Origin of the sequence: Paenibacillus sp. R14(2021) (assembly GCF_019431355.1) — a bacterium.
Lineage (GTDB): Bacteria > Bacillota > Bacilli > Paenibacillales > Paenibacillaceae > Paenibacillus_Z.
Genome location: NZ_CP080269.1, coordinates 1,955,320 through 1,976,292 on the forward strand (window position 1 = coordinate 1,955,320; position 20,973 = coordinate 1,976,292).

Here is a 20,973-nt window from a genome sequence, read left to right on the forward strand (position 1 = left end):
TGTCATATAAAGCGAACAACCCTCACTCATCACTATATAACATATGCTCATCCCTTTGCAAGGATGTCCCCCGAATTCGTTTGTTCCGAATTAGCGTGGAGGGATCGTCTCCGAGCATGCCTGCCGTAAGCACGGCATCCTCGCCGAACTTGTCTCTTAGCATGTCCATTGTCTTCGTCAAAGCTGCCTTACGAGGCTGTTCATTGTAATCGAACAGGTCCAGCTGAACCGCGGTTTCGGTCTGCAGCGTAAGATTTTGGAGCGTGATGCCGAGCAGTCTGACGGGCTCTCCCGGCTTCCAATAGCGGTCAAACAGCTTGCAAGCCTCTCTATGGATATCAGAGGCAGAATCGGTAGGTGAATCAAGCGTAACCGATCGATTGAACGTCGTCATATCCGGCCTGCGGATGACGATCTGAACCGTAGCGGCCATCATTTTCTGATGACGCATCCGCCTGCCGGTCTGGTCCGCCAAATTCAGCAGAATCCGATGAGCCTCCTCACGTCCGGTCACATCCTTAGGCAGCGTCGTCGTATGGCCGATCGACTTGTTGCGCTCCCGCTCCGCAGATACTTCTCCATGGTCATGGCCGTACGCGGCAGCCTTCATCCACGAGCCGATGACGCCAAAATGCTTGACAAGCATGCTTTCATCGACTGCTGCCAGCTGTCCGATCGTTCGAATATTCAGCTTGATCAGCTTCTCTGCCGTCTTGCGGCCTATGCCGAATAAGGTATCGCATGGCTTGTCCCAGAGCAGGTTAGGCACGTCCCGAATGCGCAGCACAGTGAACCCGTTTGGCTTATTCATGTCAGAAGCCATCTTGGCCAGCAGCTTATTCGGCGCAATGCCAATCGAGCAGGGCAAATTCCATTCGGTTTGAATGCGCTCCTGAATGGCGCGCGCGATTTCAAGAGGCTCTCCGAACGCTGATGAGCCAGTAATGTCCAGGTAGCATTCATCGATCGATACCGCTTCAACGAGCGGTGTATATTGTCTTGCAATGGACATAAAGCCGCGCGAGTAGGTGCGATAGAGATTGAAATCGGGACGGATGAGAATCAGATCCGGGCAGCGCCGCAGTCCTTCCCGAACGGTCATCCCCGTTTTGATGCCCTTCGAACGCGCGGTATACGAGGAGGTTACAATAATGCCCTTCCGCTGCTCTACGCTTCCTGCAACCGCTGTCGGTTTTCCTTTATATAAATGAGGCTCCTCCGCTTCATGAACGGAACAATAGAAAGCATTCATGTCCAAATGAAGAATGACACGGCCCTTGGGAGCCGCAGTCCCTTGTTCCTTCGTCATCGCAGCAGCCTCCTCTCTACTGGAAATACAACTTCTAAATTCAGCATACAATCACGCGGCTGGAGCGTCAACTTCCCGCGTCACGGCAAGGTTCCCGCACATTTACTGCCTGCCTAACTAATGCTATAATAAAAAATTATGACAACGCATAAAATGGTTCAAAGGAAGGGGCTTCTGCAATCATGGCAAATACGATCTCCGTTTTTGATACGACATTGCGAGATGGCACACAAGGAGAAGGCATCAGTCTTTCCGCAGATGACAAAATCAAAATCGCACAGAAGCTTGATTTGCTTGGCGTTCATTATATTGAAGGCGGAAACCCGGGAAGCAACAGCAAGGACATTGAGTTTTTTCAACGCGCGAAGGGGCTTAAGCTGAATGCCAAGCTGACGGCTTTCGGCAGCACAAGACGGAAGAACAGCATCGCCGAGCAGGACAGCAGTCTGCTTCGGATCGTCGAATCGGGCGTCCCAGCAGCAACACTTGTTGGCAAGTCATGGGATTTCCATGTGCATACGGCGCTGCAGACGACGCTGGAAGAGAACCTGTCGATGATTTATGACTCTTTTGCATTCCTGAAGAGCAAAGGCGTCGAGGCGATCTTCGATGCGGAGCATTTCTTCGACGGGTACAAGCATAACCCGGAATACGCGCTGTCCGTGCTTCGCAAAGCACAGGATGCCGGCGCGGATTGGATCGTCCTCTGCGATACGAACGGCGGCACGCTGCCTTCTGAAATCCATGAGATCGTCTCTCGCGTATCTTCCGAGCTGCACGCTCCGCTTGGCATTCATACACATAACGACTGCGAGCTGGCGGTTGCAAACACGCTTGCCGCGGTACAAGCCGGCGTCCGACAGGTGCAGGGCACCATCAATGGCTATGGCGAACGCTGCGGCAACGCGAATCTTTGCTCGATTCTTCCCACGCTGCAAATCAAGATGGATTACCGCTGCGTCAGCGACGAGCAGCTGCAGTCACTCACCCAAACGGCACGTTATGTAAGCGAGATTGCTAACGTGCATATGCCGGTCGCTCAGCCTTATGTCGGCAACGCGGCATTCGCACACAAAGGCGGCATCCACGTCTCTGCCATCATGAAAGATTCCAAAACTTACGAGCATATTCGCCCTGAACTGGTCGGCAACAAGCAGCGTATCCTCGTGTCCGAGCTTGCCGGGCAAAGCAATATCATTTCCAAAGCGCAGGAGCTTGGCCTTGATATCAATGCTAACAACGAGAAAACCAAACAGATCATGGAGCAAATCAAGGATCTGGAGCATCAAGGCTATCAATTCGAAGGTGCCGATGCTTCCCTCGAACTGCTGCTCCGCGATGCCTTCGGCGAAATGAAGGAGATCTTCAGACTCGAATCCTTGAAGATGATTGTGGAGAAAACAAACGGCAGCAGCATGAACGCCGAAGCGATCGTCAAAGTAAATGTCGATGGACAAACCATCTACATGGCCGCAGAAGGCAATGGTCCGGTCAATGCGCTGAACAACGCACTTCGCAAAGCGCTTGAGCAGTTCTATCCGGTGATCAACGACTTCCACTTGTCGGATTACAAGGTTCGCGTCATCGACGAGAAAGACGCCACCGCCGCCAAGGTCCGCGTATTAATGGAGTCGACGGACTTCAAGAATACATGGAATACCGTGGGCGTTTCGAGCAACGTCATTGAAGCAAGCTGGGAGGCGCTGGTCGACAGCATTCGCTACGCGCTCCTGAACAGCTTGAAGATCAGCATGCAGGACGAACCCCGCGAACAGCTCGGACTCGTCAACCATTAACGAACAAAACGCCAGCACCCGTAACTTTCGGGCGCTGGCGTTTTGCTATCATTTTCAATCTCCTTAATTCGTTATGAGCTACAAGCCGGACTTCTCTTGCACATCAGCCGTAATCCACTTGTCGATAATGCCTTGCCATTTCGATTTGCTGATCACGCCTTCAATCCGCTCTCTCACGACGCCGTTGCTGTCCACCAGCAAGCTGATCGGAAACGAGTTGATCTTGTACAGCTTCTGAGCATCACCGTCGCGGTCCATGAGAATCGGGAACGTCAGCTTCTGCTCGTCAACGAACGCTCTTGCCTGCCGTTCTTTATCTACGCTTGTGGCATTAATACCGTAGATCTCAAGCTTATCGCCGTATTCTTGGGACAAGGCCTGCATATCGGGCGCTTCCATCTCGCAGGGATAACACCATGAAGCCCAGAAATTAACGAGCAGCAGCTTCTCCCGTTTTCCTCCGATGGCGACATTCTGATCCTTTAAGTCAGGTAAATTAAGCGTCGGGGCTGTATAGCCCGGCTTCGGCAGCATGTCGGACGAAGCGGCGGACACTTCACTATGTTTTCCTTTATTTTGGTAAACCGCGGCACCTGCCAAAATCAGCACGATGACAAGAAGAACGATGGAACGTTTCATGATACGCCTTCTTTCATAATCAATTGTCGAAATTCGTGTGGTCCTGCTTACATGTTACCATGTCTGAGAATGGAAGCTCAAGTTCATGGGTACATTACTCTTCGAGACCCGTGCGGTCATCTTAATAGCATGGGAGCTGACCACATGAATCATCAGACGACCAAATCCCGGCGTTCGGCAAGCCGTCCAGGAAAGCTGCGCACCACAGAATCCGGCAGCGTATCGAACGCTAAACAAGCGCAGAATCAGAAAAAGGCTAAAGGCAAGTGGCTGGCATACAGCGCTCTCGCCTCGGTTCCACTTGTACTCGTGCTTGGAAACTCTATGCTAGTTCCGATCCTGCCGGATATGGAGCGAGAGCTCGGCATTTCCAGCTTTCAGGCAAGCCTCGTCATTACGCTATTTTCGGTCGCAGCCGGTCTCATTATCCCTGTCTCCGGTTATTTATCCGATCGTTACTCGCGCAAAGCTGTCATCCTGCCTTCTCTTGCCCTCTATGGGTTAGCCGGCATTGCCGCAGGATTCGCGGCCGTCATGCATCATTACGGATTCCTGATCGCCTCAAGGGCACTGCAGGGGATAGGCGCTGCCGGAACCTCTTCGATCGCAATGGCACTGGTCGGCGATATGTACAAGGACGGTAACGAGAGCGAAGCCCTCGGAATTATTGAAGCCTCGAACGGCGCAGGCAAAGTGGTAAGCCCCGTAATCGGCTCACTACTCGCACTTATTATCTGGTATGCGCCATTATTTGCATTTCCGCTATTCTGTGCAGCCTCATTCGCCGCTATGCTGTGGTTGATCAAAGAACCTCCCAAAGATGAGACGCAACCGTCGCTTCCCATAAAACAATACGTAAAAGACATTTTCAAGGTGTTTCGTGAGAAGGGGCGCTGGCTGCTGGCTGCGTACTTATCGGGCTCACTGGGCCTCTTCATCCTATTCGGCGTCTTATTCCATCTGTCTAACCTCTTGGAGGACCCGCCGTACAAGATTGACGGCGTCGCCAAAGGAGCTATACTGGCGATTCCGCTGCTATTCCTCGTCATCACCGCCTATGTAACCGGCCGCCGTATCAAGAACAACGGTATCCTCATGCGCGCCTTAATGATCATCGGTTTGGCTGTCATGAGCGGCGCGCTTGCCGCAGCAGCCTTCTTGCATCAGAACTTGTATGTTTTGATCGGCTTTGCCGCGCTCAGCAGTGTTGGCACCGGCCTGCTGCTCCCCTGTTTAAATACGCTCATTACTGGCTCCGTGGAACGCCAGCAACGCGGCATGGTGACTTCCTTATACAACAGCCTTCGATTTCTTGGAGTCGCATTTGGCCCCCCGCTGTTCGGCTGGCTTGCCAAAAATTCGGATACGCTTCTGTACGGCGTCGTATCGGCACTCTCTCTTGGCGCATTGCTCCTTATTATTTTTCTCGTGCATCCGTCCAAGCAGGCCGGAGACGCTTCCTAGGCCGTCGTTTCGCCATGACTTTCACGCTATAATAGGTAGGCAGTGTGATTCCCTATCCTAAGCAGTAAAGTGAGGCTGTACGATGCACGTACCAGGTAAGAGTACCACTCCCAACCGTGTTGTATTGACACCAGCATCTTTTCTTCAGCTAACGACACTTTGTCTAGAAGCTCTTCCCAATGAAATATGCGGCGCTCTATCCGGTCAATTCGCCCCCGTTTCCAGTGTACAAGCAGATGCCGGCTTCGAACTCCATGTGTCGGGTGTTATCTCGATCGCTAACGCCGCAGCGGATCCAAGCAAGCAATTTGTATTTGACCCCTCGGAATGGGTGCGCGCGCTGTATGACATACAAAAAAACCGACAATCGCTTGTCGGCTTCTTTCACTCTCATCCGCATTCCACCCCTGTCCCTAGTCCTTCGGATTTGAAGGGCATGGTCTACAGCGCTGAAGGGATTTCCTATTGGATTCTGTCGCCTCAGCCTGGAGGAAGCAGTGTTAACTTGCAGCCTTATTGGTACCAGGACGGAGGCTTTACTCCGCTAATGCTTGCTTAAATATGCGTATAAATCGCCCAGCGTGACCACATTGCGATGAAGCATCCGCTTCAAGTAATTCAACCACAGCTTCGCTGTCATCAGCGAATCTGCAAGCGCATGATGCCGCTGCGTGATCGGGATACCGCTCAGTTCGAGCAGATCGTCCAAATTATAATTGGTCCGTTCTGGCTCCAGCCATTTCGCGACCATCATCGTATCGAGAACACGATGCGTTAAATTCACTTTGGATGTACGCCACAGGGCTGTATTCAGAAATTGCTTGTCATGTCCGCTGGCATGGGCGATCAGCATACGTTTGCCCACGAATTCCATAAAATCATGCAGCACCTGCATCAAATCCGGGGCATCCTCCGTCATCTCATTCGTAATGCCCGTCAATTCCGTAATATGCTTCGGCACTTTCCGTTTCGGATTCACGAGGCTGTAGAAAGTTTGATCCTCTACCAATCGGTCGCCCTTAAGCAAGACAGCGCCGAAGGAGATGATTTCGTCCCCGTTCGTTGGGTAGAACCCCGTAGTCTCTAAATCGAATACGACAACTTCCATTTCCTGCAGCGGCTGTTCCATAATGGAATCCTTACGCTGTTCTTTGGACATGGAACGGATGAAAGCCATTTGCTGTGCGTTCTGCGCGCCCATCATAGATGCAATCGCAGGTGTTAGCCCGCCCATTTTGTAGAGATGCCACATTCGGCCCACGCCTTTTTGCTCTTTCATGGTTTTCCCCTCCGTCTTACCTAGAGCCTGCCCATGGTTTGCTTTGAACCCGTTTCTGAAGCTTCTTCACGACGCGAAGGCCGTTCTTAAGCTCATCGATTAATTCCTTTGTCAGCTTGGCGTTCGGCAGCTTTCCATTGTTGGAATAGAACCCCTCGTCGTTCTTGGCCGTTGTCATCAGCCTTAAGCGAAGAATCAGCCGGAAAGCGTCCGCATAGGCAAGACCGTCTCTTTCGGTGAAAACTCCACTAACCGTCAGCTGCTGGATCCGCATTAACGTTGACGTTTCCCGGATGCCGGCTTGTATGCTTAACAACCGAATGGCGTTCACCATGGGAATATAAGCGCCGTATTTCAAATCAAGACTTCCCGCGTCCTCACCGTATTGTTCCTTGAACAGCTGACCAAATACCCCCACTAATACTTTGTGGCGCATCGTATTATTCAGCATGTGCTGCACGATGAGTTGATTTTCGAGCATATCCGAGAAAAAATGACCCTTCAGCTCCTGCAGCATCGATGCTTGACCCGAAATCAATCTACAGTCTGCCACGATGAGCAAATAACGAACCCTTTCCCAATCCGGATCGCTGAACCAGAGGTTCAGCTTCGCTTTCCACTCCGATAATGATTGGCACCACACGGGATTGGAGCTGATGACTTCACCCTCGCACGGCGGATAACCGACTGCCTGCAGCGTTTGTACAATCGTCATCGAGAGCTTGCGATAATAATGAGACGTTTCCTGACGCTTTGTCTCATCCTGGGGATCGCCGTAAATCAAGCCGCTGTCCTGATCGCTGGACAACGTTTGTTCCTGTCTGCCTCCGCTGCCGAACAATAGATACGTATAAGGCACGGGTGGGGAACCAAGCCCCATCCGTGCCATTTGCTCTTCTGAGAGGGCGATAGCACGCCGAATTAATGCGTCATGCACCTCATTCAGATCCGTATAAAATTGTTCAATCGGTTGCTCGGAGAGCAGAGCTTTCATATGCGCGTGGATTTGATCCCGCAAGCCGCGTAGCGCTGCAACATCGGCGCAAGTGCCGACGTCTGTAAGCAGCTTCGCACGGACCGGGTCGCTCATGCTGTGCTCACCTCTGTGTTAGGATATCGAACACCGATTATTACATGTTTTGTTGTGCTTTTTTCATTTGCTCCGGGTAGCCGAACGTTCCGTGCTCGGAAAGGTCAAGACCGATGATCTCTTGTTCTTCCGTTACGCGAAGACCCATAACCACTTTCATAATGCCAAGCAGGATGAAGGAAGCCACAAGCACGTAACCGCCGCAAACGACTACGGATTCAAGCTGTACCCACAATTGGTGCCAGCTGCCCGTGTCGATCAGACCGCCTTTACCAACATTCAATTTCGCAGCCAGCTCATCTGTTGCGAAGATTCCGTTAGCTAGTGTACCCCATACGCCTGCAGCGCCGTGTACCGAAAGCGCATAGATCGGGTCGTCGACTTTAATTTTCTCGAAAAATTTCGTGCTGAAGAATACGAGTACACCTGCAAGCAGACCAATGACTACCGCAGCCCAAGGCTCTACGAATGCACAAGTTGCTGTGATGGCTACTAGACCGGCAAGCGCACCGTTCAACGTTGTCGTGATGTCAGCTTTGCCGTTTACGAGCCAAGAGATCAGAAGCGCTGCAACCGCGCCGCCTGCTGCGCCAAGCTGCGTGTTGAACGCAACGTAACCGAAGAAACCGTCGCCTACGCCAAGTGCGCTGCCTGCGTTGAATCCAAACCAACCTACCCACAGAATCAGAACGGACAATGCACCGAATACTTGGTTATGACCGAGAATCTCGTTTGCAGAGCCGTCTTTATTGAAGCGGCCGATACGCGGTTTCAACAATACCGTTGCTGCGAATGCCGCAATTGCACCTGTCAAGTGAACAACCGTCGAACCTGCATAGTCTTGCGCACCTTTTGTGAACAACCAACCGTCTGCACTCCAAATCCAGTGGGAAATAACTGGATAAATTAGTGCTGTGAACAATACCGTGAATACGAGGTAAGCGGAAAGCTTAGCGCGCTCTGCAAAACCGCCCCAGGCGATGGAAAGCGATACAGCTGCGAAAGCCAATTGGAATGTAAAGAAAATCGTCGGTGGAAGACCTACGCCGTCACCGGCTGCTTTAGCAGGCGAGAACAAGAAGTCGCCAGAGCCGATCACGTGGCTGATTGCCGTACCCGTGTTTTCGGCACCGAAGGCGAAAGCATAACCTACAGCCCAGTAAATCAAGGTACAAAGACCTAATGTGAAAATGGTTTTACCTGCGATATGACCCGCATTTTTCATCCGTGTCGAACCGGATTCCAGAAGGATAAATCCGCCTTGCATCAAGATAACCAAAATGGCTGCAACGAGTACCCAAATCGAGTTAAGCCCCATGTTTAGCGTTGCTGCTGATGGGTCGTCCGCAAAAACCATTGCAGGAAATAACAACGATAGAGCACCTAAAGACAAAATCAACTTTTTGACCACTACGACCACTCCCCAATGTAATGTTTCTTGACGTGCTAGGAAAGACTTAATGTCATTATAGTCAGAAGTGCCTGATTTGACAATATAGTTTTTGCATTTCTCTTCAAATAATCTAACATTCATGTCCTTAAAACATGGTAATGTTAAGTTTTTTCACAATTTGTGCCTCAAAACCACCGATTCGACGTCCGATTCTTCGCGTTTTCATCCAACTCGCCCAGCCCCAGCATTCATTTCACAGCACTTTGCAAGCCGCTCACAAAATGATCACAAAGTCTTATGTTAGGTTTGTAAAATGAAGGAATGGCAAAGCATTACGTTTGACTGTATGGTTCAGGATTTGTATCATAGGTACTAGGGAGTTTTTATTTGCTTTCATGGTTGTCGTTACACAATTGCTTTATTAATGAAAGAGGTGATTTCATTGTCCGAAACGCTGCTTTATCGGATTGGTGAGTTGTCCAAGTTAGCAGGTGTCAGTCCGCGTACTATTGACTTCTATACGTCGACCGGATTGATCGAACCAGAGAAGCGTTCACCGAAAAATTATCGCTTATACAGCGATGAAACCTTACTGCGGCTCAAACGTATAGTTCAAATGAAGAAAGATAAATATTCGCTCGAAGAAATAAAAGCCAGCATGACCGGTTGGAGCAAAGTATCGTCTGAGGAACAAGTATCCGGTCAACTCATGGAGCTTCAGATTCATTTAGAACAGCTGCAGCGCGAAGTGAAGGCCATTGAACCGGTCCTCAATCAATTAAAGCCTCAGCAGGCCAAACAGGTCTTTAAACGGCTTGTTCCTCAGACAGCTGCATGCGTCGAAGCTTTAATGCTGCTATTGAATAAGGGCGGATTTATGTAAGGGCAATGCAATAATCAAAATGGAGGGACCGCTATGTTTTTTCACCCAATGGATTTCCTAATCATTATCGCCTTTCTACTATCGCTCTGGGCGCAGTTCAGAGTTCGGGGCACGTTCAACCGCTGGGCGGAAGTGCAGACGATGAGCGGTCTAACCGGCTATCAAGCCGCTCGCATGATGCTTGACCGAAACGATTTGCACGATGTACCCGTTGAAGCCGTGCCTGGCACGCTCTCAGACCACTACGACCCCATTCATCGCGTCGTAAGGCTGTCGGAGCACGTTTACTACGAGAACTCCATATCGGCCATTTCCGTCGCGTGTCACGAGGTCGGCCATGCGATCCAGCATAAAGTACATTATCCGATGCTGGCGCTTCGCCACCGGATCTTCCCGGTCGTGAATTTCGCTTCTGGGTTCGCACCATTCCTTCTGCTTGCGGGCTTCTTGTTCCACGCAACCGGATTGATCGGACTCGGCATTATTTTCTTCTCCTGTGCGGTAGCCTTCCAGCTTGTAACACTGCCGGTAGAATTCAATGCCAGCAACCGCGCTCGTGAAATCATGGTAGCTGAAGGATTTATCTCGAATGAAGAAGAACGCGGCGTCGCCAAAGTATTGAATGCCGCAGCGCTGACTTATGTCGCGGCTGCATTGATTTCGCTGCTTGAGCTTATTAAGTACATCATGATCTTTACGCAAAGCCGAGAATAATTCGATCTACGAAGAGGCGTGCAGCTGAAGCTGCACGCCTCCTTTATTAGGATCCATAGCAGTCAGACAAAAACAAAACATCCGACGCCTTAGGGGCACCGGATGTTTTTTATTCTTGATGATTAGGTACGGAAACGGCTGAGTGTTTCTTTCAAGCCGCTGGATACCATCTCCAGCTTGTCCGACAGACGAACCAAGCCTTCGCTGATGTTCGTTTGCTCATTGCTAAGGGATGCTACTTCTTCGGACGTTGCCGAAGATTCCTGTGCGACCGCACTCACATTGCCCATCGCTTCGGACAATACGACTTGCGAGCGTTCCAATACGCTGATGGATTCCGTCACAGTATTGAGACGGCCCACGAAATCACCCATTTGTCCTTGTACGGTCAAGAAGATTTGATTTGCTTCTTTAACGGACTGAATTTGTTCCTGGAAGATCGGATATGCATTGGAGAGCACATTGACAGTCTCGTCAATTTCCTTCTGGATCGTTTCGGTAATTTGTCCGACAACATCGATGGATTGACGGGATTGATCCGCCAGCTTACGAATTTCGTCTGCAACAACCATGAAACCTTTGCCGGCTGCACCCGCGCGCGCCGCTTCGATCGTAGCGTTCAACGAGAGAATGTTCGTTTGCTTCGTCATGTTGTTCAGAACATCCAAAATTTTGCGAATCGAACGCGTGCTTTCCTTGAGTCGATCAACCTTCTCGACCATGGAACGCGTCATTTCTTCCGTCATGCCTGTCTTCTCGATCAAGCTGTTCATATAGGTCGTACCTTGACGGCTTGCTTTCTCGACTTCGGCCGCAGCGGAGCCCATTTCTTGGTTCGCATTCATAACCTGCAGCATCTGCTGGCTGATCTCGCTTGTCAAATCGCTGCCCTTCTCCGCTTCAACCGCTAGACTCGTTGCCCCGTTTGCGATTTCTTCGGTAGCAACCGCAATTTCCTTCGCGGAAATCGCTGTTTTTTTGGAGGCGTCAGACAACTCGCCGGCAGTGCCAAGCACGTCTTGCGCAGATTGGTTGGATTGCTGCACGAGCACCGTAATCTGCGTCATCATCTGGTTAAAGCTTTGCGCGAGCTGACCAATTTCGTCCTTCTTATTAATCGTGGAACGAACGGTCAGATTGCCGCGTTCGCCTTCATTCATCAGGTTGCGAAGATTCACGAGCGGAATCGCAACCATCCGGATGACAAGCAGTCCAATACCGATCGCAAGCAGCGCCGCAATAGCAGCAATAATATAAGTAGCGTTGCGGATTTGCTTCGCATCCTTAACCAGCTCTGCTACAGGAACGGCACCAACCAGCTTCCAGCCAGTCGTATCGAACTGTTTGTACATCGCCAGCACTTCTACGCCATTGGATTGTGTCGTCAGGGAACCGGATTTAGCCGCCTTCCCTTCCGTCGGAAGCGTGATCGGCGAGTTCTGCGTTAGCAGCTTCTCGTCCTTGCTGAACATGATTTTGTTGGCGTTATCGACAATCGTAATATCGCTGCCGTTACCGAGCTGCAAATCGCTTAGCTGTTTCCCAATTTCGCTCAAATGGATTTCGACCAGAAGCACGAAATTACCTTCATTTGTTACCGTATTCTTCATGACACGGCCCATTGCAATTGTCGGGTCCGATGAAGATCCGCCGTAGCCTTTGACCTTCGACGGCAGCCACACCAAACGTCCTGAGGCATCTTTGATCGATTTCATCCAATCGGATTTCTGAGCATCCTCGGAGCTCATACTTGTACTCCCAACCGTAATTGCCGTGGAGTCGCCGGCAATCGGAATAATCGCTGCACCGACGATCGTGGAGTTGCCGAGCACGTACGATTGAATCGTATCGCTTAGCTTCTTCATAATGTCGAACTTATCGTAATCGTCTTTCGCTTGGGAATATTGAAGCAAGTTATCTTGAACGTTCTTATCCAGCAGCACCTGCATGGAGAGCGCCTCGTAGTTTTTGAACATCAAATCCAACTTGCCCTTCGATTGCCCGATGGCTACCGCGCTTGAATCAGCCACTTTCGTTTTAATGATGCTCTTGGAAGTCGAGTAGGAGAACAGCCCTACGACAAGCACGCAGACTAGAATCGCACAGAAGATGATGAGAAACAGCATGAGACCTACGGATTTAATGGGATTCGTCATTTTCACGTTCTTCATCCCGTTCAAGGATGAGGAGTACAGCGATTTTACGTTTGCATTCAGGCCTTCTCCGGCTGACTGCGGCTTCAATTTGTCTTTTTTCAAGTTGAACTTCATTGCTTGACACCACCTGATCTAGGGATAGAATTCCAAATGCGGAGTTGGTTCGTTTGCGGGTAATGTGTCGTATGCTTATGATTCAAGCCTAAAGCTGCATTTCAAAGCAAATTTCGACAAAAAATTGCAACACACTTAATATCGGTTTTTGGAAATCGATTTGTTAGCGCGCTTCGCAATAAATTCACAAAAAAATAATCCTAATCGATTAAACTCGATTAGGATTATTTGGGACTGCAGACTTAGCGCACCCGTTTGCGCATCATGTCCATAGCTCTTACGGGCTGGTCTGTTTTCATAACGATTCGTTGAAGCGGATGTCTCGCGGCATCAAGCACGCTGCCATTGTCATCCTTGATTTCTGGTACGATTTGCTTGAAGAACGTGCCGTTCGGCCCAAAAAATTCAACCTCTTGGCCAGGCTTGAAATGGTTCCGCTGCTGAATGACTGCAGTTCCCGCTTCCGCGTCGTAAGATACAACAACACCGGCGAAATCATAAGGTGCCGCCTTATCCTCCGGCTCGTAGATGTGATCCTCGGCTCCCGGCGTATCGTAGAAGAATCCGGTATTAAGCGGGCGATTCGCGGCTTTCTGAATATCGTCCAGCCACACCTGCTTCAATTCGTAATTCTCCGGATCGGCCATGTAGGAATCGATTGCTTGGCGATATGCATTCACGACGGTAGCTACATAATGAAGGCTTTTCATCCGGCCTTCGATTTTGAAGCTGTCTACGCCGACGTCGATGAGATCCGGAATATGCTCGAGCATGCCCAAGTCTTTGGAACCCATCGTGAATTTATCCGCTTCCGGGCTCACCATTTGCAGATCGTCCTCATAAATATCGTATTTCCATCTGCAGGACTGGCAGCATCCGCCGCGGTTGGAATCCCGGTCGGTAAAATGGTTTGACAGCACGCAGCGTCCCGAGAACGAAGAACACATGGCGCCGTGAATAAATGCCTCGATCTCGATATCTACATGCTCTTTAATTTGAGCGATTTCTTCAATACTGGCTTCGCGAGCCAATACGACGCGCGGCAGGCCCTCTTCCTTCCAGAACTGGACAGCTTGCCAATTCATCGTCGATTGCTGGGTGCTTAGATGCACTTCCAGCTTAGGCGCAACCCGCTGTGCAGTTTCGATGATAATGGGATCCGCCGCAATAATCGCTGCAATCCCGGCGTTCTCCAATTCCCGTAGATAATCTTCCAAACCGGAGATATCTTCGTTATGTGCATAAATGTTCGTCGCAACGAATACTTTGGCACCATATTGCTTGGCGAATTCGACGCCTTCCTTCATCTCCTCGAAGCTGAAGTTGTCCGCGTTGGAACGAAGACCGTACTTCTGTCCTCCGATGTAGACGGCATCCGCACCGTAATGCACGGCAAATTTCAGTTTTTCCAAATTACCGGCAGGAGCCAAAAGCTCCGGTTTATCGAGCCGGTTTCGTTTCCCCTTAAAGCGCGGGGCAGTTTGCGTTGTCACCATACTCACCTCCATAATCTTACAAGGGTGACATTAATACACTTGTTCTTTATAGAAAAATCCATAGGACAGCTCGCGCGCCTCATCTTGAACGTGAACGATCGCTTCCAGCCATTCGTCATTAAAGACATAATGACCGGGATCAGCGTAGTAGGCATCGATTGCAGCCCGATACGCACGTACGACCGTTTCATTGTATGCTATTGATTTTAACAGCCCTTCAATCCGAAAGCTATCGATATTAACTTCCATCAGCTCGTGCAAGTTCTCCAGCATGCAGAGATCGTCCGAGCTCATAATATGCGTGCCGTTCAAATCCTCGTAGATCGGAAACCGCTCCTCGGGACGCTCAGACTCGATCAAATAAAGACCTTCCTCGCGTTTGCCGTGCACCGGAACCTCCGACAGCTTGCCATCCTTATTCTGATGTTCAAAATAGTTTTGGACGAGCGGACGCTTGGAATGATAAATATTCGTCATGCCATGGACCTGAACTTGGATCGCCATCGACGTATTCGCCTTGGCATCGATAATCTGCTCCAAATTGAGCTCCCGTGCCAGCACGACTCTGGAAGCCCCGCGGCGGCCCCAATAGTTCGCAGTAGCGAAATTGGTCGATGTCATCTCCGCGTTCCAGTGAAGCTTCATGTCCGGCGCAGCGGTCCGGGCCGCCATAAGCACGGCGGGATCGCCGAAAACGATGGCATCTACACCGGCATCAGCCAGTGCCCGGATATAAGCGGGCAGCGTCTCGACCGCGGCATTATCCATTACATTGTTAACAGCTGCATATACCGAAGCTCCGTGCGCGTGCGCAAGCTTGACGGCTTCAGCCATCTGTTCGATATTGAAGTCGCCCGGCAGACGCATGCCGTACTTGGCCTCACCTAGAATAAAAGCGTCAGCGCCAGCGGCGATCAACCGTTCCATATCAGCAAGAGAAGCTGCATCGATGAGCAGCTCCGGCTTTGTTGCCATTAGTGAATCCTCCTATTGCTTTGCGGTGGCATTGCTTTTCGCGATATTTTGATTATGTCCTTTGAGCGTCTCTGCAAACAGATGCTCATGGCTGCCGTCTTTTTTCGTCACATAGTAATAATACTTCGTCTGCTTCGGAAAAAGCGAAGCTTCAATCGACTTCAAGCTCGGCGAGGCAATCGGCCCCGGCGGAAGTCCCTTGGTCTTGTACGTGTTGAATGGGCTGTCCACCTGCAAATCCGACGCCATCAGACGCTCCTTTTGCTTATCCAGCAAGTACTGGACGGTTGCGTCGATTTGAAGCGGCATGCCTTTCTTCAAACGGTTATATATGATCCCTGCTACGATGGGACGTTCTTCATCCACGACGACTTCACGTTCCACTAACGATGCGATCGTCATCATACCATGAAAATCAACGCCGTTCGCAGCAAGCGAGTCTTCCCAATTCTCGGGCAAACTGTCCATCTTACGGTCAAGCTCCTGCAGCATGCGCGCAATGATGTCTTCCGGCTTGCTGCCTTTGACTAGCTCATACGTATCCGGGAACATATAGCCTTCCAAGCGATGAATATACTTGCCGTCCTTCGGAATATGCTTCGATGCATCCGTATCCGGCCAGACTTGATCTTTATCTGCCAAAGCGAGAAACGCCGCTTTATCGACGTACCCGTCTTTGCTCAGCGTGTCCACAATTTGATTCACGGTGAACCCTTCCGGAATCGTGAACCGAATCGTTTCCTGCTTCAATGTCTCGCCGGCATTCAGCTTGGCAATAATCGCCTGCTTATCCATGCCCTGCTTTAACTCGTATACGCCCGCCTGAAACCGCGGACCTTCGTGCTTTAACCGCAAATAATATTTAAAAATAAAAGCATTGCGGACAATCCCTTGATCCTCAAGCACCTCGGCAAATTGAAAAGGCGAGGCTCCCTTCTTCAATTCCACCTGCACAATATCGCCTGCAGGCGCTGGCCGCAGTCCATTCCAAATGTACAAGAATACACTGCCTGCACAAACAATCATAAGTCCCAAAATCGTGAAAATGACCCAAAACGTAATGCGGCCCCGCCTCGGACCAGTAGAAAGCATTTCGTCGTTTGCCGGCCATTCGCCACCCGGCTGGTGCTCTGATGGACTCAAGAGAGTATCCTCCGTTTCTGATACGTGTGCGTATTAGCGCGGAAAAAGGGCGGTCAGCGCCGCCCCATCCCGTACTCCTTTAAATAAAACAGGGCTGAAAGCCACCCTGTTTAATACTAGGTGCATTAAGGCTGTTCTTCGCCTTCAAACAAGAGGTCATCATACGCTTCAGAAACGGCTTCCCATTCCTCGTCATCTTCGATGGACTCAAGTTCAGGTTCGGAACCACTGTTCAAGGCGATCCGAAAAAAGGCGATTTCGTCCTCCTGCTGCATGCTCTGCGACTGCAGACCCGCGTATGCATGCTCTCCCAGTTGAAACTCAGCTACAATTTGGAAAGGCTCTGTTCCGCCGTCTTCTCCGATGAGGTCGACTTCAGTGCCGTAGATGGGGTTCAATACGGAAATTCGTTTTACTTCTGGCAATGAAAAGTCTCCCTTCGGTACTTATGGCTGGCTCTAACTTAGTCGTTCTCCTCGATTTCAGCAAGAAGCGTGTTAAAGGTTTCTTCAACCATGTTCCATTCTTCTTCGTCTTCGATGGTGTACAGCTTCAAATCATCGCCGTCTTCTTCATAGCGAAACGCATACACTTCATCTGCATCCTCATCCTGCTCGTCTTCGGAATCGACGTTCAGCGGGACGACCATCATATATTTCTGATCGGAACCGTCTACCTCAAACTTCATGACAACCTCGAATTCTTCTTCGTTGCCTTCTTCATCCGGAATGTAGATGATTTCTGGCTCTTCGTACTGCATATTGTCCTTTGTCATCGTTACCCTCACCTTTTCGTTTTAGAATCGAGATAATTTTGCAAAATGAGCGTTGCCGCCATTTTGTCCACCACTAGCTTTCGCTTCTTACGGCTGACTTCAGCCTCCTTGAGCGTACGCTCAGCGGCAACGGTTGTCAGCCGTTCGTCCCAAAGGTGTACGGGTACATTTAGCTTCTGCTGTAAATGTTCTGCGAATGCGATGCAAATTTCGCCACGCGGTCCGATGGTGCCATTCATGTTCTTCGGTAAACCGACTACAATCTCGGATACTTCATGTTCCTGCATTAGCTTGGCTATCGCTTCGTCTTCGCCGTTGTCACGACGTTTCTCCACGACTCCAATGCCTTGCGCGGTCCAGCCGAATGCATCGCTGACGGCAACGCCGATTCGGCGATCACCGTAATCCAAACCCATTAGACGCATACGACGGGCTGCCTCATTTCCTACAACCGAATTTATTTACGGTGCTGACTTAAGTAAGAACGTACCAGCTCTTCAATCAACTCGTCTCGTTCTTTCCTGCGAATTAAGCTTCGAGCATTGTTATGCCGCGGAATGTATGCGGGATCTCCGGACAATAGATAACCGACAATCTGGTTTATAGGATTATAGTCCTTCTCAAGCAGTGCGTCATAGACCGACAGCATGATTTCCTGCGAAGAAGCCTCACCTTCCGCCTTCACATCGAATTTCATTGTCTTGTCCATCGAATTCATCGCCAGCACCTCGCTTTCCAAGCCGCTTAACAGCCGTTTTATACGCTTATCATATCACATTTGCCTGTGAGAGAACCAGTTCTTCGGCAATTTGGAGCGCAGCACCCAGTTTAGATGGGTCCTTGCCGCCGGCTTGTGCCATATCAGGACGACCGCCGCCGCCGCCGCCGCAAGCAGCAGCCGCTTCTTTAATGATTTTCCCGGCATTAAAGCCTTGCTTCACAAGGTCAGGCGATACAGCCGCAACCAAATTCACTTTATCCTCGGCTGCCGCGCCAAGCACGATAACCGCGCTCGTCAGTTTCGTTTTCAACTCATCGACAATGCCGCGCAGCGCATCCATGGATGGCGCGTTGACCTCTGCAGCCAACAATGTAACGCCTCCAACGCTCTTTGCTTGCGATTCCAGCGACCCTGCTTCGATCCGGCTCAGCTTGCTTTGCAGCGACTCATTGTCGCGGACAAGCTCCTTTACCTGCGCATGCAGCGCATCGATGCGTTTAGGCACGTCGTTCAAGTTGGTTTTCAGCAGCGAAGCTGCCTGCTTGAGCAAATCAAGCTGACCTTCCATGTACAAGTACGCGTTGCGGCCAGTTACCGCTTCGATCCGGCGGACGCCGGATCCGATGCCGCTCTCGCTGACGAGCTTGAACAAGCCGATTTGGGCCGTGTTCGCGACGTGGCATCCTCCGCAGAGCTCAAGGCTGTAATCGCCGACGCGCACGACGCGCACGACATCGCCGTACTTCTCGCCAAACAGTGCCATAGCGCCCATCGCTTTCGCTTCTGCAAGCGATTTGTAATCGATCTGCAGCGTCGTCCCAAGCCAAATTTGCGCATTGACGCGGCGCTCGATTTCCGTTAGCTCCTCTTGGCTGATGCTGCCGAAATGCGAGAAGTCAAACCGCAAGCGGTCCGGCTCGACCAAAGAGCCTGCTTGGTTGACATGCTCGCCAAGCACGTCCTTGAGCGCGCGGTGAAGCAGATGCGTCGCGGTATGGTTCTTGATCGTGTCCTCGCGGGTTTGGGTCGTAACAGCCGCTTCCACGCTGTCGCCAACTTTAACCGTGCCGCTAGAAACGACGGCATGATGGACCGGCTGACCGTGAGGTGCTTTCGTTACGTTATCAACTGTCAGCGTGAAGCCTTGGCCGCTTAACGTGCCGCTGTCGCCGACTTGACCGCCGCTTTCCGCATAGAAAGGCGTCCGATCCAAGATTACCAATACCCGGCTGCCTACCGAGGCGGATTCAGCCATGGAATCGCCGTTTACGATCGCCAGCACTTGCGCGCCTTCGAGCTTCAGGTCTTGGTAGCCTACGAACTCCGACTTCGTCGTGAAGTCAGCGAGCGGACCTCCCTGCACATTCATGCCGCCCGTATCTTGACGTGCCGCGCGTGCGCGAGTCCGCTGCTCCTCCATGGACGCATCGAACCCTTCACGGTCTACAGTCATGCCATTCTCGACCGCGTAGTCTTCCGTCAAGTCGAACGGGAAGCCGTAGGTGTCGTACAGCTTGAACGCATCGGCGCCGCTGATCAGCGTCTGACCGGACCCCTTAGCTGCCTTAACCAGTTCGCCTAGCAGCGAGAGTCCTTCCGACAGCGTCTCGTGGAAACGTTCTTCCTCCGTACGGATGACTTTTTCGATAAATTCGCGCTTCTCCACGATTTCCGTGTAGTAGGCGCCCATGATGCTTGCAACCACCTGCACGAGCTCGAACAGGAATGGACGGTCCACGCCGAGCGTCTTGCCGTAGCGGACAGCGCGGCGGAGGAGCCTGCGGATGACATAGCCGCGTCCCTCGTTGGAAGGCATAACGCCGTCGCCTACTGAGAAGGCTACCGTACGAATGTGATCAGCAATGACTTTAAGTGCAACGTCATGATCCGCATTCGTGTGGTAGGTTACGCCGGCGATTTCGCAAGTACGATCAATGATCGGACGAAACAAATCCGTGTCGAAGTTGGAGTCGACGTTCTGCAAAATGGAAGTAAACCGCTCCAAGCCGGCGCCCGTATCGATGTTTTTATTAGGCAGCGGGGTATAACTGCCGTCTTTATTATGATTATATTGCGAAAAGACGAGGTTCCATACTTCCAAGAACCTTTCATTTTCACCACCAGGCCAGCATTCTGGGTCATTCAAGTCTCCGAATGCGTCGCCGCGGTCGTAGAATATTTCCGTACAAGGTCCGCAAGGGCCTTCGCCGATATCCCAGAAGTTCTCTTCAAGCTTATAAATACGTGCCTCCGGCAGGCCGATCTTCTCATTCCAGAACCGGTATGCCTCTTCGTCTTCAGGGTATACCGTAACGGACAGGCGCTCTGGATCAAAGCCGATCCACTGCGGACTCGTCAGAAATTCCCATGCCCACGTAATGACTTCTTCTTTGAAATAGTCGCCAATGGAGAAGTTTCCGAGCATTTCGAACATCGTATGATGACGGCGCGTTTTGCCGACATTCTCAATATCATTGGTACGAATGCATTTTTGTGAGTTCGCAATACGCGGATTCTCCGGAATGATGCGCCCGTCAAAATAAGGCTTCAGCGGAGCCATGCCGGCATTGATCCACAGCAGGGACGGATCGTTATGCGGAACGAGGGAAGCACTCGGTTCGATTTTGTGCCCTTTGCTTTCGAAAAAAGCGAGCCACTTGGAACGAATTTCACTTGCTTTCATTACGATTCAGCCTCCATAGGTTCAAATAAAAACAAAAAAAACGCCCCTGAAAACAGGGACGAATCATTTCGCGGTACCACCCTGGTTATTGTCATGACGTTAGCTGCCTGCTTGGACTAGCAGACGCCGCACTGCATAACAATCTCCTTAAGCGGACGTTAACGGGTCCAACCGGTGAAGTTTATTCACACTCCGAAACCAGCTTTCAATCATCCTTCGCCTCTAGAATTCTCACAGCCGACGCGGTGTATGGATAGTGGAATGCTGGATGTCCAACCTCGCGGTTGTACACGCAAACCAATCCGCTTGCGCGAAGGAATTCTTTCTCTGTACGGCGGTCTAT

General features: G+C 50.9%; 19 protein-coding genes. 5 read left to right on the forward strand and 14 right to left on the reverse strand.

Annotation, left to right across the window (positions count from 1 at the left end; translation table 11 throughout):
• Positions 1 to 22 precede the first annotated feature (22 nt).
• Positions 23 to 1,309, reverse strand: coding sequence for a DNA polymerase IV (locus KXU80_RS09280; protein WP_219837906.1), 1,287 nt, complete (start codon positions 1,307 to 1,309; stop codon positions 23 to 25).
• Between the two features lie 182 nt (positions 1,310 to 1,491).
• Between KXU80_RS09280 and cimA the strand changes: the two genes are divergently transcribed.
• The gene (cimA, locus tag KXU80_RS09285) at positions 1,492 to 3,105 is read left to right on the forward strand and encodes a citramalate synthase (protein ID WP_219837907.1); all 1,614 of its coding nucleotides are present in this window, start codon (positions 1,492 to 1,494) and stop codon (positions 3,103 to 3,105) included.
• A gap of 78 nt (positions 3,106 to 3,183) precedes the next feature.
• Here the strand turns inward: cimA and KXU80_RS09290 are convergent, their stop codons facing one another.
• Positions 3,184 to 3,744: a TlpA family protein disulfide reductase gene (locus KXU80_RS09290; protein ID WP_219837908.1), complete on the reverse strand. Its 561-nt coding sequence runs from the start codon at positions 3,742 to 3,744 to the stop codon at positions 3,184 to 3,186.
• 144 nt (positions 3,745 to 3,888) lie between these two features.
• Here KXU80_RS09290 and KXU80_RS09295 point away from each other — a divergent pair, with 144 nt between their 5' ends.
• Both KXU80_RS09295 and KXU80_RS09300 read left to right on the forward strand, forming a co-directional pair.
• On the forward strand, positions 3,889 to 5,208 hold the full coding sequence (locus KXU80_RS09295; RefSeq protein WP_219837909.1) for an MFS transporter: 1,320 nt from the start codon (positions 3,889 to 3,891) through the stop codon (positions 5,206 to 5,208).
• Positions 5,209 to 5,290: 82 nt separating this feature from the next.
• Positions 5,291 to 5,767, forward strand: coding sequence for a M67 family metallopeptidase (locus KXU80_RS09300; RefSeq protein ID WP_219837910.1), 477 nt, complete (start codon positions 5,291 to 5,293; stop codon positions 5,765 to 5,767).
• Here KXU80_RS09300 and KXU80_RS09305 read toward each other — a convergent pair.
• Genes KXU80_RS09305 through KXU80_RS09315 form a run of 3 tightly spaced genes read right to left on the reverse strand, consistent with a single transcriptional unit; the run spans position 5,753 to position 8,988 of the window.
• Positions 5,753 to 6,487 carry a 3'-5' exonuclease gene (locus tag KXU80_RS09305; RefSeq protein WP_219837911.1) on the reverse strand — a complete coding sequence of 245 codons (735 nt, stop codon included), beginning with the start codon at positions 6,485 to 6,487 and terminating at the stop codon, positions 5,753 to 5,755. The genes KXU80_RS09300 and KXU80_RS09305 overlap by 15 nt on opposite strands.
• Before the next feature lie 16 nt (positions 6,488 to 6,503).
• Positions 6,504 to 7,577, reverse strand: a complete 1,074-nt coding sequence (locus tag KXU80_RS09310; RefSeq protein ID WP_219837912.1) for a DUF294 nucleotidyltransferase-like domain-containing protein — start codon at positions 7,575 to 7,577, stop codon at positions 6,504 to 6,506.
• Between the two features lie 40 nt (positions 7,578 to 7,617).
• The gene (locus KXU80_RS09315; protein ID WP_258171330.1) at positions 7,618 to 8,988 is read right to left on the reverse strand and encodes an ammonium transporter; all 1,371 of its coding nucleotides are present in this window, start codon (positions 8,986 to 8,988) and stop codon (positions 7,618 to 7,620) included.
• Between the two features lie 406 nt (positions 8,989 to 9,394).
• Between KXU80_RS09315 and KXU80_RS09320 the strand changes: the two genes are divergently transcribed.
• Both KXU80_RS09320 and KXU80_RS09325 read left to right on the forward strand, forming a co-directional pair.
• Positions 9,395 to 9,853: a MerR family transcriptional regulator gene (locus KXU80_RS09320; RefSeq protein WP_219837913.1), complete on the forward strand. Its 459-nt coding sequence runs from the start codon at positions 9,395 to 9,397 to the stop codon at positions 9,851 to 9,853.
• A 33-nt stretch (positions 9,854 to 9,886) separates the two neighbouring features.
• Positions 9,887 to 10,567 carry a zinc metallopeptidase gene (locus tag KXU80_RS09325; RefSeq protein ID WP_219837914.1) on the forward strand — a complete coding sequence of 227 codons (681 nt, stop codon included), beginning with the start codon at positions 9,887 to 9,889 and terminating at the stop codon, positions 10,565 to 10,567.
• A gap of 122 nt (positions 10,568 to 10,689) precedes the next feature.
• On the opposite strand, the gene KXU80_RS09330 is transcribed toward KXU80_RS09325, so the two are convergent.
• The 9 genes from KXU80_RS09330 to alaS form a co-directional block, all read right to left on the reverse strand.
• Positions 10,690 to 12,837: a methyl-accepting chemotaxis protein gene (locus tag KXU80_RS09330; protein WP_258171331.1), complete on the reverse strand. Its 2,148-nt coding sequence runs from the start codon at positions 12,835 to 12,837 to the stop codon at positions 10,690 to 10,692.
• Positions 12,838 to 13,079: 242 nt separating this feature from the next.
• Positions 13,080 to 14,333 carry a peptidase U32 family protein gene (locus tag KXU80_RS09335; protein WP_219837915.1) on the reverse strand — a complete coding sequence of 418 codons (1,254 nt, stop codon included), beginning with the start codon at positions 14,331 to 14,333 and terminating at the stop codon, positions 13,080 to 13,082.
• Positions 14,334 to 14,363: 30 nt separating this feature from the next.
• A complete protein-coding gene (locus KXU80_RS09340) occupies positions 14,364 to 15,308 on the reverse strand; it encodes a peptidase U32 family protein (RefSeq protein ID WP_219837916.1) in 945 nt (314 codons plus the stop codon).
• A 12-nt stretch (positions 15,309 to 15,320) separates the two neighbouring features.
• Positions 15,321 to 16,451 (reverse strand): endolytic transglycosylase MltG, encoded by a 1,131-nt coding sequence (gene mltG / locus KXU80_RS09345; protein ID WP_258171332.1) that lies wholly within the window; start codon positions 16,449 to 16,451, stop codon positions 15,321 to 15,323.
• Between the two features lie 125 nt (positions 16,452 to 16,576).
• The gene (locus KXU80_RS09350) at positions 16,577 to 16,876 is read right to left on the reverse strand and encodes a DUF1292 domain-containing protein (RefSeq protein ID WP_258171333.1); all 300 of its coding nucleotides are present in this window, start codon (positions 16,874 to 16,876) and stop codon (positions 16,577 to 16,579) included.
• Positions 16,877 to 16,914: 38 nt separating this feature from the next.
• Positions 16,915 to 17,226 (reverse strand): DUF1292 domain-containing protein, encoded by a 312-nt coding sequence (locus KXU80_RS09355; RefSeq protein ID WP_219837917.1) that lies wholly within the window; start codon positions 17,224 to 17,226, stop codon positions 16,915 to 16,917.
• Positions 17,227 to 17,234: 8 nt separating this feature from the next.
• Positions 17,235 to 17,651 carry a Holliday junction resolvase RuvX gene (gene ruvX / locus KXU80_RS09360; protein WP_219837918.1) on the reverse strand — a complete coding sequence of 139 codons (417 nt, stop codon included), beginning with the start codon at positions 17,649 to 17,651 and terminating at the stop codon, positions 17,235 to 17,237.
• 32 nt (positions 17,652 to 17,683) lie between these two features.
• Positions 17,684 to 17,944, reverse strand: coding sequence for an IreB family regulatory phosphoprotein (locus tag KXU80_RS09365; RefSeq protein WP_219837919.1), 261 nt, complete (start codon positions 17,942 to 17,944; stop codon positions 17,684 to 17,686).
• Between the two features lie 49 nt (positions 17,945 to 17,993).
• Complete coding sequence (gene alaS, locus KXU80_RS09370; RefSeq protein ID WP_219837920.1) at positions 17,994 to 20,630, reverse strand: alanine--tRNA ligase; 2,637 nt, start codon at positions 20,628 to 20,630, stop codon at positions 17,994 to 17,996.
• Between the last annotated feature and the right edge of the window lie 343 nt (positions 20,631 to 20,973).